This is a genomic window from Pedobacter sp. GW460-11-11-14-TSB4 (assembly GCF_059423705.1).
Genome location: NZ_JBWKYI010000010.1, coordinates 87,067 through 108,716, shown reverse-complemented (window position 1 = coordinate 108,716; position 21,650 = coordinate 87,067). Strand labels below are relative to the sequence as shown.

Below are 21,650 nucleotides of genomic sequence, written 5' to 3'. Positions count from 1 at the left end.
GATGTTAATCGCTTTAAGCGATTGTTTATTTTCACATTCGTTACAAACGAGCGTGCGCTATTTTATTAATCAACTTTCTTCACTTCGGTTTTTGCCGATACGCCATTTTCATTTATTGCTTCAATAGCAAAATAGTACGCTTTTTGGCTGTCCATTGCTTTGAACCAATATTCGTTAAAATCGTGGATCATGATGCAGTTGTACAATTTATCTGGTGCTGTACCATAGTAAAGATTATAGGCAAATGAACGATCAACGGGTTGCCATTTGATGTAGGCACTGCGTTTATCTTTTTCTGTCCGCAGTACAATCAGGTTATTAACTTTTGTTGGTTTTTCACCATTTCCGTTTCCGAAAACACGTAATCCGCTAATGGCGAATTTACCTGTAGGCATGTGGATGTTGACCATTTTGATGAACCTGGTTTTAACTGGCTTTTGGAGCTCGATATAATCATGTGGTACATCGGTTTTGTTCTGGCTTTTATCAACAAGGGTAGTCCATTTTTTTCCGTCGGTTGAAGACAGGATTTTGTATTGATGATAAATGCCCGTTTGTTTACCAATAAATTCGGCATCCTGATCGGCATAATTAATCTGGACGGCATTAACGGTAGCCAGGCTGCCCAGATCAGTCTGGATCCATTCTCCGTTATTTGCGGTTTTGGCGCTCCAGTAGGTTTTAATGCTTTCATCAACGGCATTATTGGCATTAAAGCTGCCTAATGTAGAAGAAACAGTTACCGGCTTTTTATAGTTGATGAGCATCCAGCCCGGACCCGCCGGTCCACCTTCTTTCCTTTCGGCAGGTAAATAGAGTGGATAATCGCCAAAGGCAGTATTCGTCCACATCACATCATCTTTATCAAAACCTGTTGGCCAGATACCCATTCTGCGCTCCCAGGTATTTTTTACACAAATAATGCTGGTAGAAATGTGCCAGTAGTTTTTGCTGTTATCCTGAAAGGTAGCACCATGACCTGCACCGCGAGAAAATCCACCGCCTTTATAACTTAAAGGATCAGATTGTGGTACAGATGGGCTATCGTAAAATAAAGGCTTGCTTCCAACCACCACACCATCAGCATAACCGCTAAATTCGGTTCCCGGTGCGCCGTATTGAAAGTAATATTTGCCATTATGTTTGGTCATCCATGCGCCTTCGGCAAAAGGATCGAGAAAAGTATCGTCCATATATTCGCCAAAACGCTGCCAGCCATAACGCCAGCTCTGAAGCAGGTACATAGGCGTGCGCGTACCTTTAGGCTGAAAAGTTTTGCGGTCTAATTCTACACCGTACATGGGGTAGTTATTGCTGCTCCCATTGTACATGTAAAATTTGCCATCATCATCGGTAAAAAAGGATGGATCCCAGCCGCCAATTTCTAACGAATCTACCAATGGAAACCATTTGTTCCCTTTAGGGTCGGTACTTCCCCATAAGGTGAAGTTTTTAGTATAGGTGCTGCCGAAAACCACCATGGTATCGCCAACAATGCCTACTCCTGGTGCACAGAGTTCATCTTTTGTTTTGTTCCATGGACGAAGAAATTTTCTTTCGTGGAATTTCCAGTTCAGCATATCGGCACTATGCCAATAACCCCACTGGTTGGTACTGAAAAGGTAGAAATCGCCCTTATAATTTACAATCACCGGATCGGCCGTTGCCCGGTGTTTGCCCCATTCGGTAAAAGATTCGAAGGGTGTGTATCCATAATCAACATTAATTGGATTGCAGTAGGTTTTTTGTTTCTGTGCAAAAGCGGAAATCGTGCAGACCAAAAATATTAATGTAATTAACTTTCTCATTTTATTTTTTTAAAGCTGGATGGTCGAAACCTAATTTGTTTAACCCGCTCTGAACATCTTTATTTCCCATAAATAATTTCCACAGCAGCCCTGATCTGTAATTTTCGATCATCACCACCATCGGCCCCTGATCGATCCCCAAATATCTTTTTGGATACCAATTGTCCTGCGCTGAAAAGGCATCATAAAAACCGTATTTGCCCCACACTTTATCGCCCAGGTTTTCGTAAAGGTGTCTGATGACCTTCATCGATTCTTTTGGGGTGTATGGGATAGATGATATGGCAGCAGTGGGAGAGATTACCCCGAAATCTTCCTGAAGGCTGTGCGCGGCATAACCTTTTACCGAATAACTGGCAGTTAAGCCCCAGTTATTTTCGCCATAACCTTTAAATTTCTTTGGATTGGCTACACAGTAATCGTGAATGGCCAATGTTTGATTGACATTGTTTTCCCAATAATCGGCATAGCGGTCTTTTAAGCCTTTTGGGTTTAAGCCTAAATAGGAATAATGTGCCCAAAATAAAGGACCTACAGAATTTTTTGCACCTTGATAATCTAATGGGATATGATGGCCATAGAGATCGAAATTAGCTTTAATTGCACCTCCTCTTGCCCAACCCTCATGATAAACTTCGGCAGGGATGCCATGCGTAGGAGATGAGGCGGCCATAACGTACATGATTAAACATTCGTTATAGCCTTTAACAGGAAAGTTCATTTCCCAATTGTACTCTGGCGACCAGTGCCAATACAACACATTTTGTCCGTTGCGGTACCAGTTGAAATCGATACCTTTCCAAAGCTCATCGGCTTTTTTTGCCAATGCTTTTTCGGGTTCGGTTCCATTTTTATAATATTCGTTGATGCAGATTAAAGCCTGTGCAACGAAAGAAGTTTCGACAAGATCACCTCCATTATCTTTTCGCCCAAACGGACGTACTTTAGCGGTTTCGCCATTTATCCAATGCGGCCATGCCCCATGAAAGCGATCGGCTTTGGTTAAAAAATCCAGTATTTTATTTAAACGGTCTAATCCATCTTTTTTGGTCACATAACCCCTGTCAATCCCGCTTAAAATAGCCATTAGTCCAAAGCCCGTTGCTCCGGTAGCCACTGTGTTTTTGTCATTTTCAGGATATACATTATCCACATGGAAACGCTCTCTGCCCGCTCCTGAAGTGGGTTCGGCTCCATCCCAAAAATACTGGAAGGTTTGTTTTTGAACCAGATCTAATAGTTCTATATCGGAAAGATTTTTCCTGATTGATAGGTCAGGATTATAGTTGGTATTTTTACTTTTCGTACAAGCTGTAATAAACAAAGAAGAACAGCTTACGGCTATAAGTAAATGAGTAATTTTCTTTAGGTCTATTTTAAACATGGGCTTGGATAAAGAAATAAAGGCTGCCAGATTTAACTAGCAACCTTTACTTTATGATAATTTTAGTAACCGGGATTTTGTTTAAGTAACCCCCCACTTAAATCAATTTCAGTTTGAGGAACAGGCCAAACTTCATTTTTATTGGCTTTCCATCCTTTTGGGCCAAAAATGGCAAGTGCTCTACCTTGTCTGATTACGTCGAAATAACGATCGTTTTCCATAGCAAGCTCAACCTGTCTTTCTTTCCAGATTGCATTTCTTAAAGCTGTTTGGTCTGTCGTAGTAACATCAGGTAAGATTGTGACACTTGCACCCCGTGCTCTTTTTCTAACTCTATTTAAAGAAGTTAGGGCTTGGGCATTATTACCTAGTTCATTTGCTGCTTCTGCGTTCATTAGTAAGATGTCAGAAAATCTTAATACCCTAATGTTTTGTTGCGCACCTTCATTGAAACCTGAAACCCTTGTATTAAAAGGAACATATGATTTTTGATTGTAACGTGCATTAGGAACGGTTGTAGGAACAAGATCACCCTGAGGTGTAGTTTCTCCTCTGAATAATATTGTTGCATCTTTTCGCGGGTCACCAGTTTCAAAGGCAGCCTCTAACTCTGCTGAAGGCGTATTAAATCCCCAGCCCATTACTCCTGCAACACCCTGAACTTGGCTATACTGAGAGTTTGATGCAGCAGAGTTGCTTGGTAATAATTCAGCCTGAACCTCGAAAATTGATTCAACACTGTTTTCATTAGCTACTCTAAATCCTTTTTCAAAATCAGGAAATAAATCATAACCTAAAGTCATAACCTGATTCGTGAGCGCCAATACATCTGCCCACTTCTTCTGATACATCGCAACTTTAGCTTTCATACCTAAAGCGGCACCTTTAGTCGCTCTTCCCAAATCAGTTGATGCATAGGACTGAGGTAATACTGCCGCTGCGTCTGTTAAGTCTTTCTCGATTTGAGCGTACACTACGGCTTTATCACTTTGTGGAATATTGTACTCCGAGTTGTCTTTAGGTACTGTAAGTCTTAATGGAACATTGCCGTAAGCCCTAACCAATCTAAAATAAGAGTATGCACGAATAAATTTAGCCTCAGCTAAAATTCTTGCTTTTAGTGATGCATCCATACCAATATTAGGTACGTTATCCAGTACTTGATTACAAAGATTGATGTTTTGATACTGCCCAGTCCAAAATCCTTGTAAGCTACCTTGAGTAGAAGTTACAGTAAATTGATCGAACAAGTTAAAGAATGTAGCATCAGTTGGTGTGCTACCTTTATCAGCCTCGTCAGATCCTGTACTTTCAATGGCAATTGCATTAAATGCAACATTATCCCAACTTCTAAGCTGAGCGTAAATAGCATTCACACCCTTCAATGCATCATCTTGTGTTTTCCAAAAAGTAACAGAAGGTTGCTGGCCTTGAGGTGGAACGTTTAAGAAGTCTTTTTTACATGATGATGTAAATAACATTGTGCCAAAAATGGTGGCATAAATGCAAGACGGTAAGTTTATATATTTTTTCATTTTGATGTCGATTAGAAAGTTACGTTAACTCCGAAGTTATAAGTAGCGAATAAAGGATAAACGTTTGTATCAATTCCTGCATTCGTTGGAGCTCCGCCAACCTCAGGGCTGAAACCTTTGTATCCAAAAATATTAACAGCATTTTGTGCATTTACGAATAACCTTAAACGCTGCATTTTCATTTTGTTGCTAATTACTTGTGGAAGTGTATATCCAAGTTGAATGTTTCTCAATCTGATATAATCACCTTTCTCTACATAGAATGAATTAGGTGCATTATTTAAGCCACTAGCCAAACTTGCAGATGCATAAGTGTTTGAAGTTCCGGCACTCGTCCAGCGGTTACTAATGAAATCTTTAGTGTAATTTTCATTACCAAAACGGTTACTTAAGTTGGCATTAAATACATCAACATCTGCCACACCCTGAATGTCTAAAGTTAAGTCGAAGTTTTTGTAAGCAAAGTTGGTGTTAACACCGTAGGTAAATTTAGGATTCGGGTTACCAAGAACAACTCTATCTCTCAAGTCGATAATTCCATCACCATTAATGTCTGCATATTTAAAATCACCTCTTTTAAAACCTGGCCATGCAGCAGCTTCAGCATCTGTTTGGAAAACACCTTCTACTTGGTATCCGAAGAACTCACCTATTGGGCGGTTATTCACCGTTCTGGTAGAAAGGTATCCACTCGTAATACCAGCACCACCTCTGTAGATAGGGTTTGATCCTGAAGTTACATTTAATACTTTATTATTATTAATCCCCACGTTTCCACTAACAGAGTAAGAAAATCCTCCTTCGGTTTTATCTGCCCAGGTAGCAGAAAACTCAAAACCACGATTCTGAATATCTGCCTGGTTAGCAATTAAAGTGCTGTTTGCTGTACCTAAGTTTCCAAATACTGGAATATCGAAAATGGCTTGTTCAGTTTTTCTGCTGTAATAATCGGCTTCAACCGTTAATCTGTTGTTTAAGAATCCCATCTCTAAACCAACATCTGTTCCTGCACTTCTTTCCCATAATAAGAAAGGAGGAACGATTGAACGTATACTTGCACCTGTGTATGGAAGACCTCCGAAGATTGCAACTAAGCCAGCAGATTGATCAACTGTTTGAGTTGATGGGTTGAAAGGAACACCTGCGTTTCCAACTTTACCCCAGCTACCCCGAAGTTTTAAGTTACTAAAGATCTTTTGATCTTTCATAAATTCTTCATTCGAAATTACCCATCCAGCTCCGATTGAAGGGAAATTACCCCATAAGTTATCTGATCCGAAAAATTGTGATGCTCCATCTCTCCTGATCGAAGCATTTAATAGATATCTGTTTTTGTAACTATAATTTACTCTAGCAAAATAAGATGCAAATGTTGACAACTCTCCACTATCTGTAATATTTCGACTTGCTGCGTTTCCCAAGGCTAAATATAAGTCGCCTTCTGATGTGTAAGGAACATTTAATGCATCAGCATTAATGGTATACATTTTATTACGCTGAGCTGTTTGTCCAACAAGAACTGTTAAGCTATGGTCTGTCCATTTTTTATCATATGTTAAAGTGTTTTCTATAATCCAGTTTCTATTTTCGATGCGATCAATATCTAATCTACTGTTGGTATTTTGTTGAGTATTACTGGCTTTATAAACAGGAATATAACCTCGAACTTCCTCCTGGCCAAAATCACCACCGAAACTTGTTTTGAAAGTAAAATCTTTTAAAAATTTCAATTCTGCATACACATTACCAGTAACTTTATATTTTGTAGTTTGTTGATTGAAAAAATCCAGCGTTGCCTGTGGGTTCATGTTACTACCATTACCTAAGTTAAAGGCATTTGGATCTCCGTAGCTTCCATCAGCATTAAATACAGGAACAACTGGAGAAGCTGCGTACAATGCTCTGAAAATGGTTGAAGGAGCATCTTTAGATTTGCTTGATGTCGCCGTAACATTATATCCAATTTTTAATGGCTGGAAAATTTGAAAATCATTTGATAATCTTGCTGTATATCTTTTATAATTGTTGTTTTTAACGATACCATCTTGGTTTAAATAACCTAATGATAAGTTGTAGGTAGATTTCTCGCTTCCACCACTAATAGAAAGCTGGTGGTTCGTAACCAACGCTTCTCTTAAAACAACATCATACCAGTTAGTACCTTCACCTAAATTTGTATTTGCAAATAAAGGCTGAGCACCTTGAAGTGCATAAGCCTCATTAACTGCAGCAGCGTATTCACTAGCATTTGCCATTTCAACCTGATTGGTAACTTTTTGGAAGCCAACTGTACCATTATAATTAATTACAGCATCGCCTTTCTTACCTTTATTTGTTGTTACCAAAACCACGCCGTTTGCAGCTCTAATACCATAAATAGATTGGGCAGAGGCGTCTTTTAGAATACTGATGTTTGCAATGTCTGCAGGATTTAAGAAGTTGATATCATCGTACCAAACACCATCAACCACATATAAAGGGACACTTTTACCATAAATTGTTCCTGTACCCCTAATGGTTATTGTTGGAGAACCACCAGGTGTACCCGTATTGGTAATTGAAACACCAGCAACTTTACCTTGCAGTGCACCAACTGGATTTACTGAAGCTTGTTTTGAAATATCTTCCCCTTTTACCGAAGCCACAGCCCCTGTGACATCAATTTTACGTTGCGTACCATAACCTACAACCACAACCTGCTCTAGTTGTTGTGTTGATGAAGCTAATGATACATTCAGGGTAGTTTGATTGTTTACAGCTTGCTCAAGTGCTGTATAACCTACAAAGTTAAATACCAATGTGGCGTCACCCGGCACGCTTATAGAGTAGTTGCCGTTCACATCTGTTTGCGTGCCATTTTGTGTTCCTTTAACTAAGATAGTTACGCCTGGTAGAGGTGTCTTATCACCTCCATCAATTACCTTACCTTTTACAGTAATGTTTTGCGCTAGTGCTACGTTAATTGTTAGCAAACAAAATGCAGCGAGAACAGAAATTCTTGTAAAGATTCTTTTCATGCTTTATTATTAATTTAGTTTAATTGTTAGTTAAATGTGAGGTTGTTTTTGTTGATGTGCAAGTGTTTTTACCTCTACATTAATACATCAAAGGGTGCGATGGGGTATCTCAACGAAATAAACCAGATGCCATTTTAGGCTAAAAACGCAGTTTTTTTAGATTTTAACATAACATTAACACATGCACAAGTGTATAACTAACACTAAGTGTTTTGTGGGGCTAAGAAACCAGCCATGAGAGGTAATGATGTAGTGCCGATTTGGTAAGATAGCCAGAAAAAGACTCAAAAACTGTTTTTTATGCAAACGTTCCCGAGGCTTAGCGAAGTAATTTTGATCGCTGAATTTGATTATAGCGAAGATTAAAGCTCCATCAAAAACTCAGTTAAGTTTTTGTCGTGAGGTACCTCGAGCTTTTTGCGCAGGCGATACCGGCGTATTTCTACACCCCTTAAACTGATGTTCAACAGTGACGACATTTCCTTACTGCTCATGTTCATCCTGAGGTAGGCACAGAGTTTTAAATCGTTCGGAACAAGATCTGGATGTTGTGCTTTTAACTTTTTAAAGAAACTCTCGTGCGCCTCGTTAAAACTGTTTTCAAACAAATGCCAGTCACGTTCATCGTTCATGCCATCATTGATCACTTTCTGGATTTTGCGTGTCTGATCATCAGATAGCTTTTTCCCGTTTTCATCTTTTAATTTAGTGATCTCATCACTCAGTTTTTGGAGTAGTTCGTTTTTATAAACAAGGGTCATGGCTGAATTGGCCAGTTCTCTGTTTTTCGAGGCTAATTCGGCCTGTAATTTCTCCGTTTGGAGTTTGATGATCTGTTTCTCGTTGGTTTCAGTTTCCTGTCTTAATATCTCTTCCTGCTCCGCCTGTAAACGGTCGCTGATTTTTTGACTATCCCTGCGGAGTTTTCTTTCATAAATTTTCTTGCCCAGAATTAATACAACCACAAATAAGATGGCATAGCACAAAATGGCCCAGTTGTTTAAATACCAGGGGCGTAAAATGGTAAATGTGTAAACGGCTTCCTCACTTACTGAGCTGTCGTCTGTTTTTGCCCTTACTTTAAAAATATAATTGCCTGCACTTAAGTTGGTGAAATCTTTCTCTGTGGCATAAGTCCAGTCAGACCATGCCCTCGAATAGCCTTCTAAGTAAAACTGATATTTAACCTTAGCCTGCCGGTAATAAGGGAGTGCATAGGAAATACGGATATTGTTACGGCTGTTTTGGATCTCTGTTGATTCCTCGCAATTACCCGCTTCGCTGATGAGTGAAAACTTATCCGTAATATCCTCTACGCGCCTAATCAAGACTGCAGGAAGTTTTTGCTTTTGCGCATTGAGCCTGGCTGTTGGGTTATAGATCACAAAACCATCATCAACACTAATCAGGTAAATAGAATTGCTGATGCGGCTTATATTCTCATAATATTGAACCATCCGGCCATCTAAAATGCTAAACTGATTTGAATCTATTTCTACCTTGCCTGGTTCGCTAAAATTAACCAAAGCAGTTTTGCCATGATTGATAAACCAGTATTTTTTACCCCCTGCATTAATAATCTTATTGGAAGACTCAAAAGAACCAAGCTCTTTATTGAGGGCTTCGTATTTGGTGAATTTATCACTTAGCTCATCGTAGGTATAAAAGCCGGCATCAGAAGAAAAAACAATCTTGTTCTCTAGGTTGAATATATTAATGTTGTAATTGCCGGGAAGCCCGTTTTTTTCGTCGAAGTATTTAGTGCTGGTTACCCCCGCATAATTGGCACTTAAGCTAAGCTTATATAAACCTTTGTAGGCATGTGCCACCCAGATGTCTCCTTTGTTGTCTTGTTCCACATATCTTGATGGGGCATCAAAACCTGCAATTTTAGTAGCAAATTTTAATCCCGAAGCCGAAGATTCTGTATATAGCGAAAGCCCTGTATAGGTGCCCTGAATAAGGTAATTTGGATTTGAATTTAACTTTTTAATGGTCCAGCCACCTGAAGATCTCGATAGCCAGTCAATTTTATCGCCATTTACTTTAAATGTACCGCTGTTGTGACCACATATTAACTCATTATCGATAATGGTTAGTTCCCATACCTGGCCTTGTGAGTTGGGGATTAACTGAAAATTAAAGGGTAGGAGGTTATCTGGCGACCATTGGCTATAAAACAAGCCCTGATTGGTACCCAGATAAATTTTATTGTTGAAGATAATACTGGAATACACAGTTCCAAACTGACCCGTTTTATCGAAATAAAAATATAAGGGTGAATTAAGTTCTATCCGGTCGATCCCGTTATCCAGCCCTGCCCAAAGATTTTGCTCATTATCGGCATATAAACTTAAAACAGTATTGTTTTGTAAACCACTGGATTTATTGATGCGTTGAACAACTTTTCCATTTTCATCAATAATAATCAAACCGTTAAGGATGGTACCATATGCAAAATATTTGCCCAGTAAACTCACACCATTATTGAGCTGATAGGTTTTAAGATAGTTGTTGGCGCTCGTATTTAAGGGACTGAAATCTTTTCCATCATACGTAAATAGCCCGTTTTTACTTGTGCCGATGATCAGGCCATTGGTTTTATAAGGGAGAATAGACAATATGCCCTCTTTGCCCAGCTTTTCGCTGTTTGGGATATGGATTAATTGGTTACCAATAAGTTCAAATAAACCTTTTTCGAGCACCTCGATAATATACCTGCTGTTTACCTTATGAAGGAAAAGAAATGAGGACGGGGATTTTATGACCTCGATTTTGTTGTTTTTGTAGATAAAAATCTTCGAAAAAGATTGGAAAATTACCCGATTCTGGTCAACATAAATTTTCCAAACTTCATCATTGATTTTGACGCCTTTTGGTAGTAAATTGGTAAGTGAGCTGTAGCTTAGTTTGTTGTTCTTAATGGACCAGTAGCCGAACTCGCCAAAACTTCCTGTGTAAATCCTGCCTTTGTCTGTAGCGACTGATCGCACGATCTGCCTGTTCGGCATCTGGTATTTCTGCCAGTAACGCCCATCGAAAGTTAATAATCCTTCGGCATTGCCAAAGTACATTACGCCATTTTTATCTTTTGCTATGCTCCAGTTCTGGTTACCGGATGAATAAACAGATTTTGGATAATTTTCTATATAGGGAACGCCTATGCTTTTAATTTCTGATGCATAGGTATTTATAGCGAAGCAGCATAGCAGTATTAGCAGCCTGAAGTAGTTTAGCATAAAATGGTAACCGGGTAAAGCCATTATTACACAAAGTAAATGAAAAATTGTTTAATACGGGCGAGCGTTTAACCGTTGTCCTGGCGTTAATGGTTTTTTAGTTCATGGTTGATTGCCAAATTGCTTAGGTAAGTGGTTCATGTTACAGTTTATGGCTTATAGTTTGATGGTTCATAGCTAAGTGTGGCTAATACTCATTGCCTAATGCGATCGTCATGCTGAATTTATTTCAGCATCTTTCCTGCAAGGTAGACCCTGAAATGAATTCAGGGTGACGATACCATAATTTCACGATTTCAAGGGGTTATCACATTGATAATAACCCCTTGTCAGTCAGTTTGATCCGTTGAAAGATAAATTCTCTTGAAAAGAGGATTATATTTATAGTAACTTAATTTCTTTACGCCTTCACAGCAACAGGCTGCGGAACCTTTACATAATAACCAGTACCATCATACGGGCGCTTGCGTGGGTTAGTGGTGCATGCTGTTGAGCAGCAACCCTGAAGCTGATCGCCACATTCGTCGCATTGGGTAATGTGCTCATTACACTCCGGATTGGCGCAATTAATCATTTTTGGGGTAGTTTTACCACAGTTATAGCAAACCGAAACAATAGTAGGATTTACCTCATTTACATCAACTGCAATGCGGTTGTCGAAAACATAACATTTGCCTTCAAAGTCTTTACCACCAGCTTCTTTTCCGTATTTAATAATGCCACCGTGTAATTGATAAACATCATTAAAACCATGGTGTAAAAGCAAAGCAGAAGCCTTTTCGCACTTAATACCACCGGTACAATAGGTTAATATTTTCTTGTCTTTGTATTGGGCAAGTTGATTAATCTGCTCAGGAAAATCGCGAAAATTTTCAATATCAAGCGTTACTGCATTTTTAAATTTACCTAAATTATGCTCATAATTAGAACGAACATCAAGGATAATTACATCCTCATCATCCTTCATTTTCATGAAATCTACAGGTTCTAAATGTTTGCCTGTTTTTTCATTCGGATTAATGATTGAGGTATCCCTTAAACCAGAATGTACAATTTCTGATTTATAACGGCAATGCATCTTCAGGAAAGAAGGCTCTTCAACCTGGTCTATTTTAAATTCTGTTTTTGCAAATCTTTCATCGGCGTGTACCGCTTTCATATAAGCATCGCAAGACTCAACGGTTCCGGAAACCGTTCCGTTTAATCCTTCATCGGCAACGATAATACGTCCAACCAGGTCTAACGATTTACAAAATTTAAGATGATCGGCAGCAAATTGTTCTGCATCTGCTATGTAACTATAGCAATAGTAAAGTAGTGTCTGATATTTTTTCATAACGCTATTGATACCGTTGCAAACGGCGTTTAAAGCGGGGCAAAGATAGTAAAAAAGGTTGAAGGCTAAAAGGCTTACGGTAGAAGGCATTACCCTACGCCTTAAACCCTACACCTTCAGCCGTATTAAAATCCGTAAGAAATCCTAAATCCTTGTGTTAATTTACGTCCGCCATCATATGCAAAACCATAACTCGCCCTTAACACCAGACGCTGAATGCCGAAATAAAATTCTTTATAATTCCGCTTTTCGGGCGACGAAAGATAGCCTCCACCAATAAATTCTTCCAACTTGGCCTTACGGAGTAATGGAACTTTATTCATAAAAAAGCCTGCAAAATTATGTTCTAAATGCGCTTCGAAGTATTGTTGATTGGTGCTAAACTGGTAAAAATCTAAATATTGAAACTTTCTTAAGTTAGGCGGGAAGATGGTAGAGATGTTACCTGAAAAATGTTTGAAATCAGGATAATACATTTTGCTATTGTTCAGGAATTTACCTGCACCAACCAAAAATGAAGTATAGCCTAATAAACCTAATCCAATCCGATCCTGATATACCTCTGCCTTTACAAAATCATAATCAACATCACTGTTTAAAACATTGTTAAATCCTTTTTTGTACAAAACTGTAATTCTAGGGTATCGCGATTCGGTATAAAACTTACCATCAGGACGGGTAATGTATTTCTGACCAATGGTATAGGTTAAACTCGCGGTGGCACTTAATGATTTATAGGTAGGAAAGAGTAGTGTTTCAGTAGCTGGACTAAAAGGATTGTTGGATGTGAACTCCCTATCTTTTGCATCGAAGAATTTAAAGGTAGAATTATTGGTTAAGCTTTTGTTTTTGCTATAATCTACACTTACGCTTCCCTGCAGGCCAGTTGCCAGTTCTCTGGTGGTATTAATGTTAATAAAACTTTTCTCATAAAATTTGGAGAAGTTTTTTTCATAAAGTAGCGAGTTAATCGTATTGCCCAATGCAGTCATGGAGCCTAAGTTGTTCAGATCAAAAATGCCGTTTCCGAATGATGCACCTACACTTGCCCTTTTAAGGGGATTGTAATAGTAACTCCCGGTCAAACTTCCCGTAAGTTTTTGGTTGGCAAAACCGTATCTCAGTTCAGGACGAATGGAATAAGATCTTCTATTCTCGAAATCCTTTCTGTAAGTAATCCCATATTTTACCGCAAAACCTTCTACCGTATTGTAAAATATAGCTTTAAGCACCGGGTCAAAATACCAATATTCCTTATCGTACCGGTCGTTAATACTTACCCCTCTAAGCAACAGTTTGCCTATTCCGAACTTATTATTGTCTTTTTCTATTGAATCAAGGTATTTTTTCGACTCTTTTAACTTTGCAATACTGTCTTTTTTAACGTAATTAATTTTTTCATCTTCCGTTAAAGGAATAGGTCTGTTATTGGTCCAGTAAGCGGAATCTTTTTTATTAACCATTTCCGTTATTTTCAGTATTTCACCATTGAAGAAGTTTTTAGGAAACTTTGGATCGATATTGTAGTTGCTATAAATACCCACGTAATAACCCGCAATTTTAAATCCCAGCACATTTCCGGCAAACTGAAAATTAATGGCGGTAGGCATATAAACATCCTTAACCTTGGTAAATTGCTGACTGATGTTTAAGGTATCAATAAAATTGATCCCTGCGTTTTTGGTTAGGTAAACATCGGTATTGTATATTCTCCAGCTGTCGTCGATAATATAGATAATCCCTCTGAATACCGGGTCGTTTTCACGACGGGGAATCACCTGGATTTTGTGGATCAGCTCTCCGTTTTCTTTGGTTTCGCCGAGTAATTTGTATTTATAATAAAATAAGGCATTATCTGCAATTGGAGAGATGAAGCCCCTCGCACTCAATTTGTTTTCAAGCAGGTAATTGTCGTAGAAATTAATAATTAGATCAGATGCCTTATTAAAACTAAAAGAATTATTTCTCCCGGCAACTTTTGAAGAGATCATTTCCTCATGCACATCATTTGGATTTCTGAAATTAAACTTGCTTTGAGATTCTGATAAATAAATGATGCCCTTTCTGTTGGTATCGAGCTCTAACACTTTTTGGATGTCCTGGCCAAAGAACTTTTTAGGAGCACCCCTTAAACGTTGTACACCTTTTATATAAACATCGCAACTAAACGCTTTAACCTCATTTAGATGTGTTTTTCTCTGTTTAATGGCCTTACGGATAATGGCGTAAGCCGGATCTTCAGCATTTGCCCTGATGTTTACGTTTTCTAAAGTATAACTCTCTGATGTTAATGTTACATTAAGCGACTGATCTGCTGAAAGATTAATAATATGATCTTGCTGTTTATACCCCACGGCCCTAAAACTTAAAGTATATTGGCCGGTTTTTAATTTCATAGCGTATTTCCCATCAACATTTGCCGATGTTCCACTGGTTGTACTTTTTAAATAAACCGAAGCAAAAGGAATAGGTTGTCCACTATTATCTTTAACTGTACCTGTAATGGTAAACTGTTGTGCTAAAATAATATTGGTAAGGCTACAAAAAAACAGGAGCGCGCAAATTCTTATCATAAGTTAGATTAGTAAGCTATAAATATCGAATAACTTTTAAGACTATACATATAGGTGTGTGTTAAAGTTTGTTAAGATCGAAAAAAAATAATCTGGATAGACGGTTTTTAAAAATAACACCAGATTGGCATTGATTACTGAATTGATCAAACGTTTGTCTGCAAAATATAGGGATAAAATTGCCTTTTTAGGTCAGAAAAGACTTTTTTTTATAACTTTGGACGTAAAATCAACCATATAAAAAGGCCATGTATAAAACATTACAACCTGTTCTTCAAAAAGAACTTGAAGAAATCGAAAACGCTGGATTATTTAAACGCGAACGTATTATTATTACACCTCAGGGTGCCGACATTAAAGTAAGCGGTGGTGCTGAAGTAGTCAACTTTTGTGCAAATAATTATTTAGGACTTTCTTCTCATCCAAAAGTGATAGAAGCGGCTAAAAAAGCAATCGACGATCATGGTTATGGAATGTCTTCAGTGCGTTTTATCTGTGGAACACAAGACGTGCACAAAGAACTGGAAGCTAAGATTTCTAAGTTTTTAGGTACTGAGGATACCATTTTATATGCTGCGGCATTTGATGCAAATGGTGGCGTTTTTGAGCCATTGTTTAATGCAGAAGATGCGATTATTTCTGATGAATTAAATCACGCATCAATTATCGACGGGGTGAGATTGTGTAAAGCACAACGTTTCCGTTATAAAAATGCCGATATGGAAGATTTGGAAAAACAATTAATTGCAGCCAAAGATTGCAGACACAGAATTATTGTTACCGATGGTGCTTTCTCTATGGACGGCTCTGTTGCTCCATTAGATAAAATTGCTGATTTAGCTGATAAATATGAGGCATTGATTATGATTGATGAATCGCACTGTACTGGTTTTATTGGTAAAAACGGTCGCGGAACGCACGAGCATTTCAATGTGATCGACCGTATCGATATCATTACAGGTACATTAGGTAAGGCATTAGGTGGTGCATCTGGTGGTTTTACTTCTGGTAAGAAAGAAATTATCGATATGTTGCGCCAACGCTCACGTCCTTATTTGTTCTCTAATACCTTAGCACCGGCAATTGCAGGAGCATCTATTGCGGTATTGGATATGTTAAGCGAAACCACCTCATTAAGAGATAAATTAGAAAATAATACAAAATATTTCCGTGAGAAAATGACGGAGGCTGGTTTCGATATTAAACCAGGTTTCCACCCAATTGTTCCGGTAATGTTGTACGATGCAAAAATTGCACAGCAATTCGCCGCAAAAATGTTAGAAGAGGGTATTTATGTAATCGGGTTCTTTTATCCGGTTGTACCTCAGGGCAAAGCGAGGATTCGTGTACAATTATCAGCCGGACACGAGCAACATCATTTAGATAAGGCTATTGCAGCATTTACCAAAGTAGGTAAAGAATTAGGTGTAATTTAAAACCTGCTGATCTACGATAACTATAAAAGCCGCTTAAAGCGGCTTTTATAGTTTATGGGTTCATTTTCTTTTATAATGGTATTGTAAACAGATTATTTGAACTCATCAACCCTAAAATTATTGGATATTTTGCTGTATATTTGAAGCCATGTTACAGGATAAAATAACACAATATACCGATAAAATTAATGCTTTCGTAACTGAAAAAGCAGACGAGTTAGAGCAATTCCGCATCAAATATTTAGGGAGTAAAGGTATAATCAAAGAAATTTTCGACGAATTTAAATCGGTTTCTGTTGAGGAAAAAAGATCATTAGGTAAAGTTTTAAACGAGTTTAAACAACTGGCAGAATCTAAATACCTCACTTTAAAAGAATCTACAGAAAATGCTGAAGCGAAAACAGAAAGCATACAACAGGATTTAACTTTACCTGGCGAAGGTTTCGAAATTGGTTCGCGCCACCCTTTAGCACTGGTACGCAGAGAAATTGTAGAGATTTTTGCAAAACTTGGTTTTACAGTAGCAGAAGGTCCTGAAATTGAAGATGATTGGCATAATTTCTCCGCACTAAACTTCCCTGAAGAGCATCCTGCAAGAGATATGCAAGATACTTTTTTCATAAAAAAAGGTGGTGAGAAAGGCGATATTGCTTTACGTACGCATACTTCCTCAGTACAGGTGCGCATGATGGAACAAGGTCAGCCGCCATTCAGGGCAATTATGCCGGGCCGTGTTTACCGTAATGAAGCCATTTCTGCCCGTGCACACTGCTTTTTCCATCAGGTAGAAGGGTTGTATGTTGATGAAAATGTTTCATTTGCCGATTTAAAGCAAACCTTATTTTATTTTGTTCAGGAATTATACGGAGAAGGTACCAAAGTGCGTTTCCGTCCATCATATTTCCCTTTTACCGAACCATCTGCAGAGATGGATATTTCTTGCACCATTTGTAAAGGTTCTGGCTGCCAGCTTTGTAAATACAGTGGTTGGGTAGAAATTTTAGGTTGTGGTATGGTCGATCCAAATGTTTTGGAAAACTGTGGTATCGATTCAGAAAAATACAGTGGTTTTGCATTTGGAATGGGAATAGAGCGTATTGCCAATCTAAAATATGTAATTAAAGATTTGCGCTTATTCTCTGAGAATGATGCGCGTTTCTTAAAGCAATTTAAATCTGCTTTAATTTAATGATGAAATACCTATACGGCATATTGTTTGTACTGCTCATTACCACAGGTTGCGGTAAAGATGAAGGTTACATTCCTGATGTGCCTGTAAATTATAATGTAACGATAACCGAATTTAGTCTGAAATCGGTAAATAACGTATTGGTCGTTTCGAATAACGGGGTAGGTGGACTACTGATTGTAAAAACACCACTTGGAGGCTATGTTGCTTTCGATCGCTGTAGTACCGTAAACCCGGAGAAAATCTGCAAGGTGGCCCCTGATGACAGTGGAGTAACAGCAACCGACCCTTGTTCGGGTGCTAAATTTTCACTGCTTGATGGTAGCCCTCAAAAAGCACCGGCAGAAAGAAGCTTAAAAGCATATAATGTTTCTTTGCAAGGCAATACACTAATACACGTAAGCAATTAAAATGGAAGCTGAAAAAATAAAAGAAACAGTAAAAAAGGCTGCCAAAGAACTCTTTAGAAAATACGGTTATCACAAAACCAGTGTAAACGAAATTGCAAAAAAGGCCCGTATCGCTAAAGCAACTATTTACAAATATTTTGAAAGTAAGGAGCAGGTTTTAGATAGTATCCTGATGGATTACCTGGATCAAAACCTTTATGAAATATTGCACAATAAAGTAAGTTACGCTTCAGAAGAAGAGCACTTAAAAGCACTGGTAATGAAAACAAGCCGATTATCATTTACGGCATGTAATGAATTTATCGGTTGGGATTTTGTTCGTGAAAATGCTAACTCACAGGAATTTTTAAAACATTTATCAGATCAGCTGGAAGCTTTGTTATTGGCTGCTTATTTGCAATTGGATAATTTTAAAAATAATCCTGCAAGAAGAGAAGGATTAGCCTTTTTACTCAAGGCAAGTAAAAGCATTGTGTTTTCATTTGCATTTACTTCCGTTAGCGATTCTGACGTTCGTAAAAACTTTGTAAGTTTCCAGAAAGAAATATTGCCTTTTTTGGTAAAAGCAGCACTTTAAATAGAAAAGTCTTTAAGGACAGGTTCGTCATCTCGACCGGAGTCTGGCGGAGTGGAGAGATCTAAATCAAAAGTGCTCTCCAGATAGATTTAGCTACGCTGAGCAATCGTGTTTCTCGGCTGCGTTGCACTTCACTCGAAATGACGATAACTCGCATCCAATCACCAGTTCAGCCGCTGCTACTGATTGTAATAATCTTTGATTTTAAATTTTTGCACAGTTCTTTTTATTTTTCCATCTACAAGTTTTTGAGTAATCACCGTCACGTTATCTGCGATGCTCGAATCTTCAATAACTGATGAATCTTCATATGGTACGTTTTTAGTATCAAATTTGTAGTTGATGGTTTTATCAAAACAGCATCCATCTTTTTGATGGATGGCAATTTGCTTTGTTTTTTTATCAATATCAAACATGCCCAGATTTTCGCTCGCCAGTTTGGTAAGTTCCTTACTCAGTAGGAATTTATTTTCTTTTGATGATAAATAGACTTCATATGATGGGCTGGCATAAGCGCCATTATTACCATTTCTAATGGCGAGATCTTCAAGGCCGTCAAAATTAAAATCCCCAAAAATTAAAGGGGTTTGGTATTTTCCGAGTTCCAGCCATCCAAGTTTGGCATTTTGAGTTTCAGTTAAGCCGAAATCTAAATCTTCAGAATGGAAAGTGTTCACTTCGCTGTCTGAGACCTTATCATAAATAATAATTGTAGCTTTTCCGCTGCAAGCATTTCCTTCACATTTATCGACAAAAATTTTGGCTTTGTATTGGTTGGAACTGTTATTGGCCAGGAATTTAAACTGCGCTTTCGAAGTATGGGTTATCAGTAAAATACTGCAAAAGATGATCAAACTTTTCATTAAATATTTTTTGCTAAAATTACATCAATATCACCCGCTAAAAAGTTAAAAAAGGTTAACGTTTTCTTTTACGCGTTTTGATATAGCTTTGTACGGCAGATTTTGTGGTAAGCCAATCCCGCCCTTCTTTGTAGGCATCTATTTTGCCCTGTCGGGCCAGCAGGCTCACATACTCTTGCCCATATGGCACGTCGGGTTCTGAAACAATATTAGATATGGGTTCATAATCTCCATAATCGTTTCCTGGCAATGCATTTATATAAATATTTAACGAACGCTCTAAGGCCTGCAACATCAATAGGCAAAGTTTATGGTATTTACCTTTGTTTGCTTGATTAAGGGCCTCGTAGTATTTCTTTCTATCGTTTTTGAGGATAATAGCAGGAGGGAAGCCATTTCGCATGAGTAGTAAATTCATGGCAAGCCTTACAGTGCGGCCATTCCCATCAAAAAAAGGATGTATCCAAACTAATTTATGATGGAAAATAGCAGATAGTAAAATATCATTTAAGCCTAGTGGATTATTATTAACAAAGCCAATTAATTCATCTAATAAATCAGAAACTTTATTGGCATTGGGTGGTGTAAAATTTGCACCAACAATACGAACACCACCATTTCTTAAGCGGCCTGCATAATCATCTTCAATACTTCTGAGCACTAAGCCATGAAGTGATAAAATATCGATACTTCTGAGCTTGTAGTTTTTGTTGACTAAGCTGTAGAGGTAATCGATGGCTTTTTCGTGGTTATAAGCTTCAAAATGCTCCCTTAAAGATTTGCCCTTAACGGTCATCCCTTCCTGTAAAACCATTTGGGTTTCTTTCAAACTTAAGGTGTTTCCTTCTATGCTATTGGAGTTATAAGTCCATTCTAAGGTGAGGTCTTCTTTGATGCGATTTAGCGCGCTATTGGGCAAGGGCCTCGAGGTTTCTAGCCTGGCTTTTTTTTCGTACAGCCTTTCTATTTGAGGTAGTAGCTCTTCTAAATCACTTAAATCGAATTCCCACATACCCAAATTTACTAATTATCGGTTAAACTAAAAAATTTACTTATCCGATATTAAAAATTTTTATCAAAAAAAAATGATAGCTGATTTGCTATCATTTAAAATCTTATTTAGTTATTCCCATTTAAACACTTTTACCGCAACTGCATAAATACCAATACCCCATAGTAACAGGATCATAATCTGGAATTTAACATCCCATAAACCTAATCCTTCAAAAGCTACTTTGCGCATGGCATCGTTTAAATAGGTGAGGGGCAATGCTCTGCTAATGGGCTGTAGCCAGCTTGGAAAAGCTTCGATAGAAAAGAAGGTTCCCGATAATAAAAACTGGGGCAGGGTAATAATGTTTGATATTGGAGGCACCATGCTTTCGTTTTTGGCAATGCCCGAAATGATAAAACCAAAGCCCATAAAAACAATCACACCAAGCGTAGCGAGTATAAGCATATTGACGACCGTAAGTGCGCCATGTACAAGTGTAAAGCCAAAGAAGAAATGGCCAATTAAGATAATAAACAACGCGCCAATTAATGCAAAGCCAATTCGGGCAATACCTTCGCCGATAACAATGCTCGAACGCTTTACGGGGGTCGCAAAGAAACGTTTAATGACTAAGGTTTGGCGCAGACTTAAAAATACGAATGCTGTTCCGAAAACGCCTGTACTCAATAGTGAAAAGCCTAGCTGGCCCGGAAGGATAAAATCAATGGTTTTGTATTCGCGGCCTGTAATGGTACTTTCTTTTATTTCTGCTACTGTAGGTTTTAAAGTTTTGTCGTAAAGAACATTGTTTAAAACTGATTTTAAAATCCCGCCTTTATCCCTCGATGCAGAAGTGTATACCACATTAACCGAATAAGCCGCAGAATTTACTTTTCTATGCACATCAATCATGGCATCAACATTTCCCTTTTCAAGTAGTTTATCAAACTCGGCTTTTGATTTATCTTTTACCAGACGAATCATCCCTGTTTTTTCCAGCATGCCCATCACCGGGTTATTTAAATCAGCGCCTGGGGTCACACCAACATCAATGCGTGTTCCGCCACCACCTAAAAATCCAAAGACCAGAATAAATATTAAAGGGAAAGCAAGGGTGAATACCACTGCCGAAGGGCTTCGCATAATCGATCTGAAACTCGCTTTGGCAAGGGCAAGGGTTGCTGTGGTGTTACTGTAACCCACAGCCCCTGAAGGGGAGTTTGAGTTTCTTTCGTGTATATCTTTTTGCATGTTGGTTCTGCTGGATTATATTTTTTTAAAAAATGTAT

General features: G+C 38.2%; 14 protein-coding genes. 4 read left to right on the top strand and 10 right to left on the bottom strand.

Going from position 1 to position 21,650, the window contains the following annotated elements; genetic code table 11:
- Positions 1-65: 65 nt before the first annotated feature.
- The 7 genes from AC07YT_RS12300 to AC07YT_RS12270 all read right to left on the bottom strand — a co-directional run bounded on the left by AC07YT_RS12300 (position 66) and on the right by AC07YT_RS12270 (position 14,892).
- Positions 66-1,808, bottom strand: a complete 1,743-nt coding sequence (locus AC07YT_RS12300; protein WP_086547481.1) for a discoidin domain-containing protein — start codon at positions 1,806-1,808, stop codon at positions 66-68.
- A 1-nt stretch (position 1,809) separates the two neighbouring features.
- Positions 1,810-3,192, bottom strand: coding sequence for a glucoamylase family protein (locus AC07YT_RS12295; RefSeq protein ID WP_086547480.1), 1,383 nt, complete (start codon positions 3,190-3,192; stop codon positions 1,810-1,812).
- Positions 3,193-3,254: 62 nt separating this feature from the next.
- On the bottom strand, positions 3,255-4,727 hold the full coding sequence (locus AC07YT_RS12290) for a RagB/SusD family nutrient uptake outer membrane protein (RefSeq protein ID WP_494945333.1): 1,473 nt from the start codon (positions 4,725-4,727) through the stop codon (positions 3,255-3,257).
- A gap of 11 nt (positions 4,728-4,738) precedes the next feature.
- A complete protein-coding gene (locus AC07YT_RS12285; protein WP_086547478.1) occupies positions 4,739-7,744 on the bottom strand; it encodes a SusC/RagA family TonB-linked outer membrane protein in 3,006 nt (1,001 codons plus the stop codon).
- A gap of 362 nt (positions 7,745-8,106) precedes the next feature.
- Entirely contained in the window at positions 8,107-11,007 is a 2,901-nt protein-coding gene (locus AC07YT_RS12280; RefSeq protein WP_086547477.1) for a ligand-binding sensor domain-containing protein, read from the bottom strand.
- A 376-nt stretch (positions 11,008-11,383) separates the two neighbouring features.
- Complete coding sequence (trhO, locus tag AC07YT_RS12275; RefSeq protein WP_086547476.1) at positions 11,384-12,319, bottom strand: oxygen-dependent tRNA uridine(34) hydroxylase TrhO; 936 nt, start codon at positions 12,317-12,319, stop codon at positions 11,384-11,386.
- Between the two features lie 125 nt (positions 12,320-12,444).
- Positions 12,445-14,892: a DUF5686 and carboxypeptidase regulatory-like domain-containing protein gene (locus AC07YT_RS12270; protein WP_086547475.1), complete on the bottom strand. Its 2,448-nt coding sequence runs from the start codon at positions 14,890-14,892 to the stop codon at positions 12,445-12,447.
- Between the two features lie 248 nt (positions 14,893-15,140).
- On the opposite strand from AC07YT_RS12270, the gene kbl reads away from it, so the two are divergent.
- From kbl to AC07YT_RS12250, 4 genes are all read left to right on the top strand, one after another.
- A complete protein-coding gene (gene kbl / locus AC07YT_RS12265) occupies positions 15,141-16,328 on the top strand; it encodes a glycine C-acetyltransferase (RefSeq protein ID WP_086547474.1) in 1,188 nt (395 codons plus the stop codon).
- Between the two features lie 148 nt (positions 16,329-16,476).
- A complete protein-coding gene (gene pheS / locus AC07YT_RS12260; protein ID WP_086547473.1) occupies positions 16,477-17,517 on the top strand; it encodes a phenylalanine--tRNA ligase subunit alpha in 1,041 nt (346 codons plus the stop codon).
- Positions 17,517-17,927 (top strand): Rieske (2Fe-2S) protein, encoded by a 411-nt coding sequence (locus AC07YT_RS12255; RefSeq protein WP_086547472.1) that lies wholly within the window; start codon positions 17,517-17,519, stop codon positions 17,925-17,927. The genes pheS and AC07YT_RS12255 overlap by 1 nt, the downstream gene beginning before the upstream one ends.
- A gap of 1 nt (position 17,928) precedes the next feature.
- Complete coding sequence (locus AC07YT_RS12250; protein ID WP_086547471.1) at positions 17,929-18,504, top strand: TetR/AcrR family transcriptional regulator; 576 nt, start codon at positions 17,929-17,931, stop codon at positions 18,502-18,504.
- 179 nt (positions 18,505-18,683) lie between these two features.
- Here AC07YT_RS12250 and AC07YT_RS12245 read toward each other — a convergent pair whose 3' ends face one another.
- The 3 genes from AC07YT_RS12245 to AC07YT_RS12235 form a co-directional block, all read right to left on the bottom strand.
- Complete coding sequence (locus tag AC07YT_RS12245; RefSeq protein WP_086547470.1) at positions 18,684-19,367, bottom strand: XAC2610-related protein; 684 nt, start codon at positions 19,365-19,367, stop codon at positions 18,684-18,686.
- Positions 19,368-19,422: 55 nt separating this feature from the next.
- Positions 19,423-20,379, bottom strand: coding sequence for a Fic family protein (locus AC07YT_RS12240; RefSeq protein ID WP_086547469.1), 957 nt, complete (start codon positions 20,377-20,379; stop codon positions 19,423-19,425).
- 111 nt (positions 20,380-20,490) lie between these two features.
- Positions 20,491-21,612 (bottom strand): ABC transporter permease, encoded by a 1,122-nt coding sequence (locus tag AC07YT_RS12235; protein ID WP_494945332.1) that lies wholly within the window; start codon positions 21,610-21,612, stop codon positions 20,491-20,493.
- Positions 21,613-21,650 lie beyond the last annotated feature (38 nt).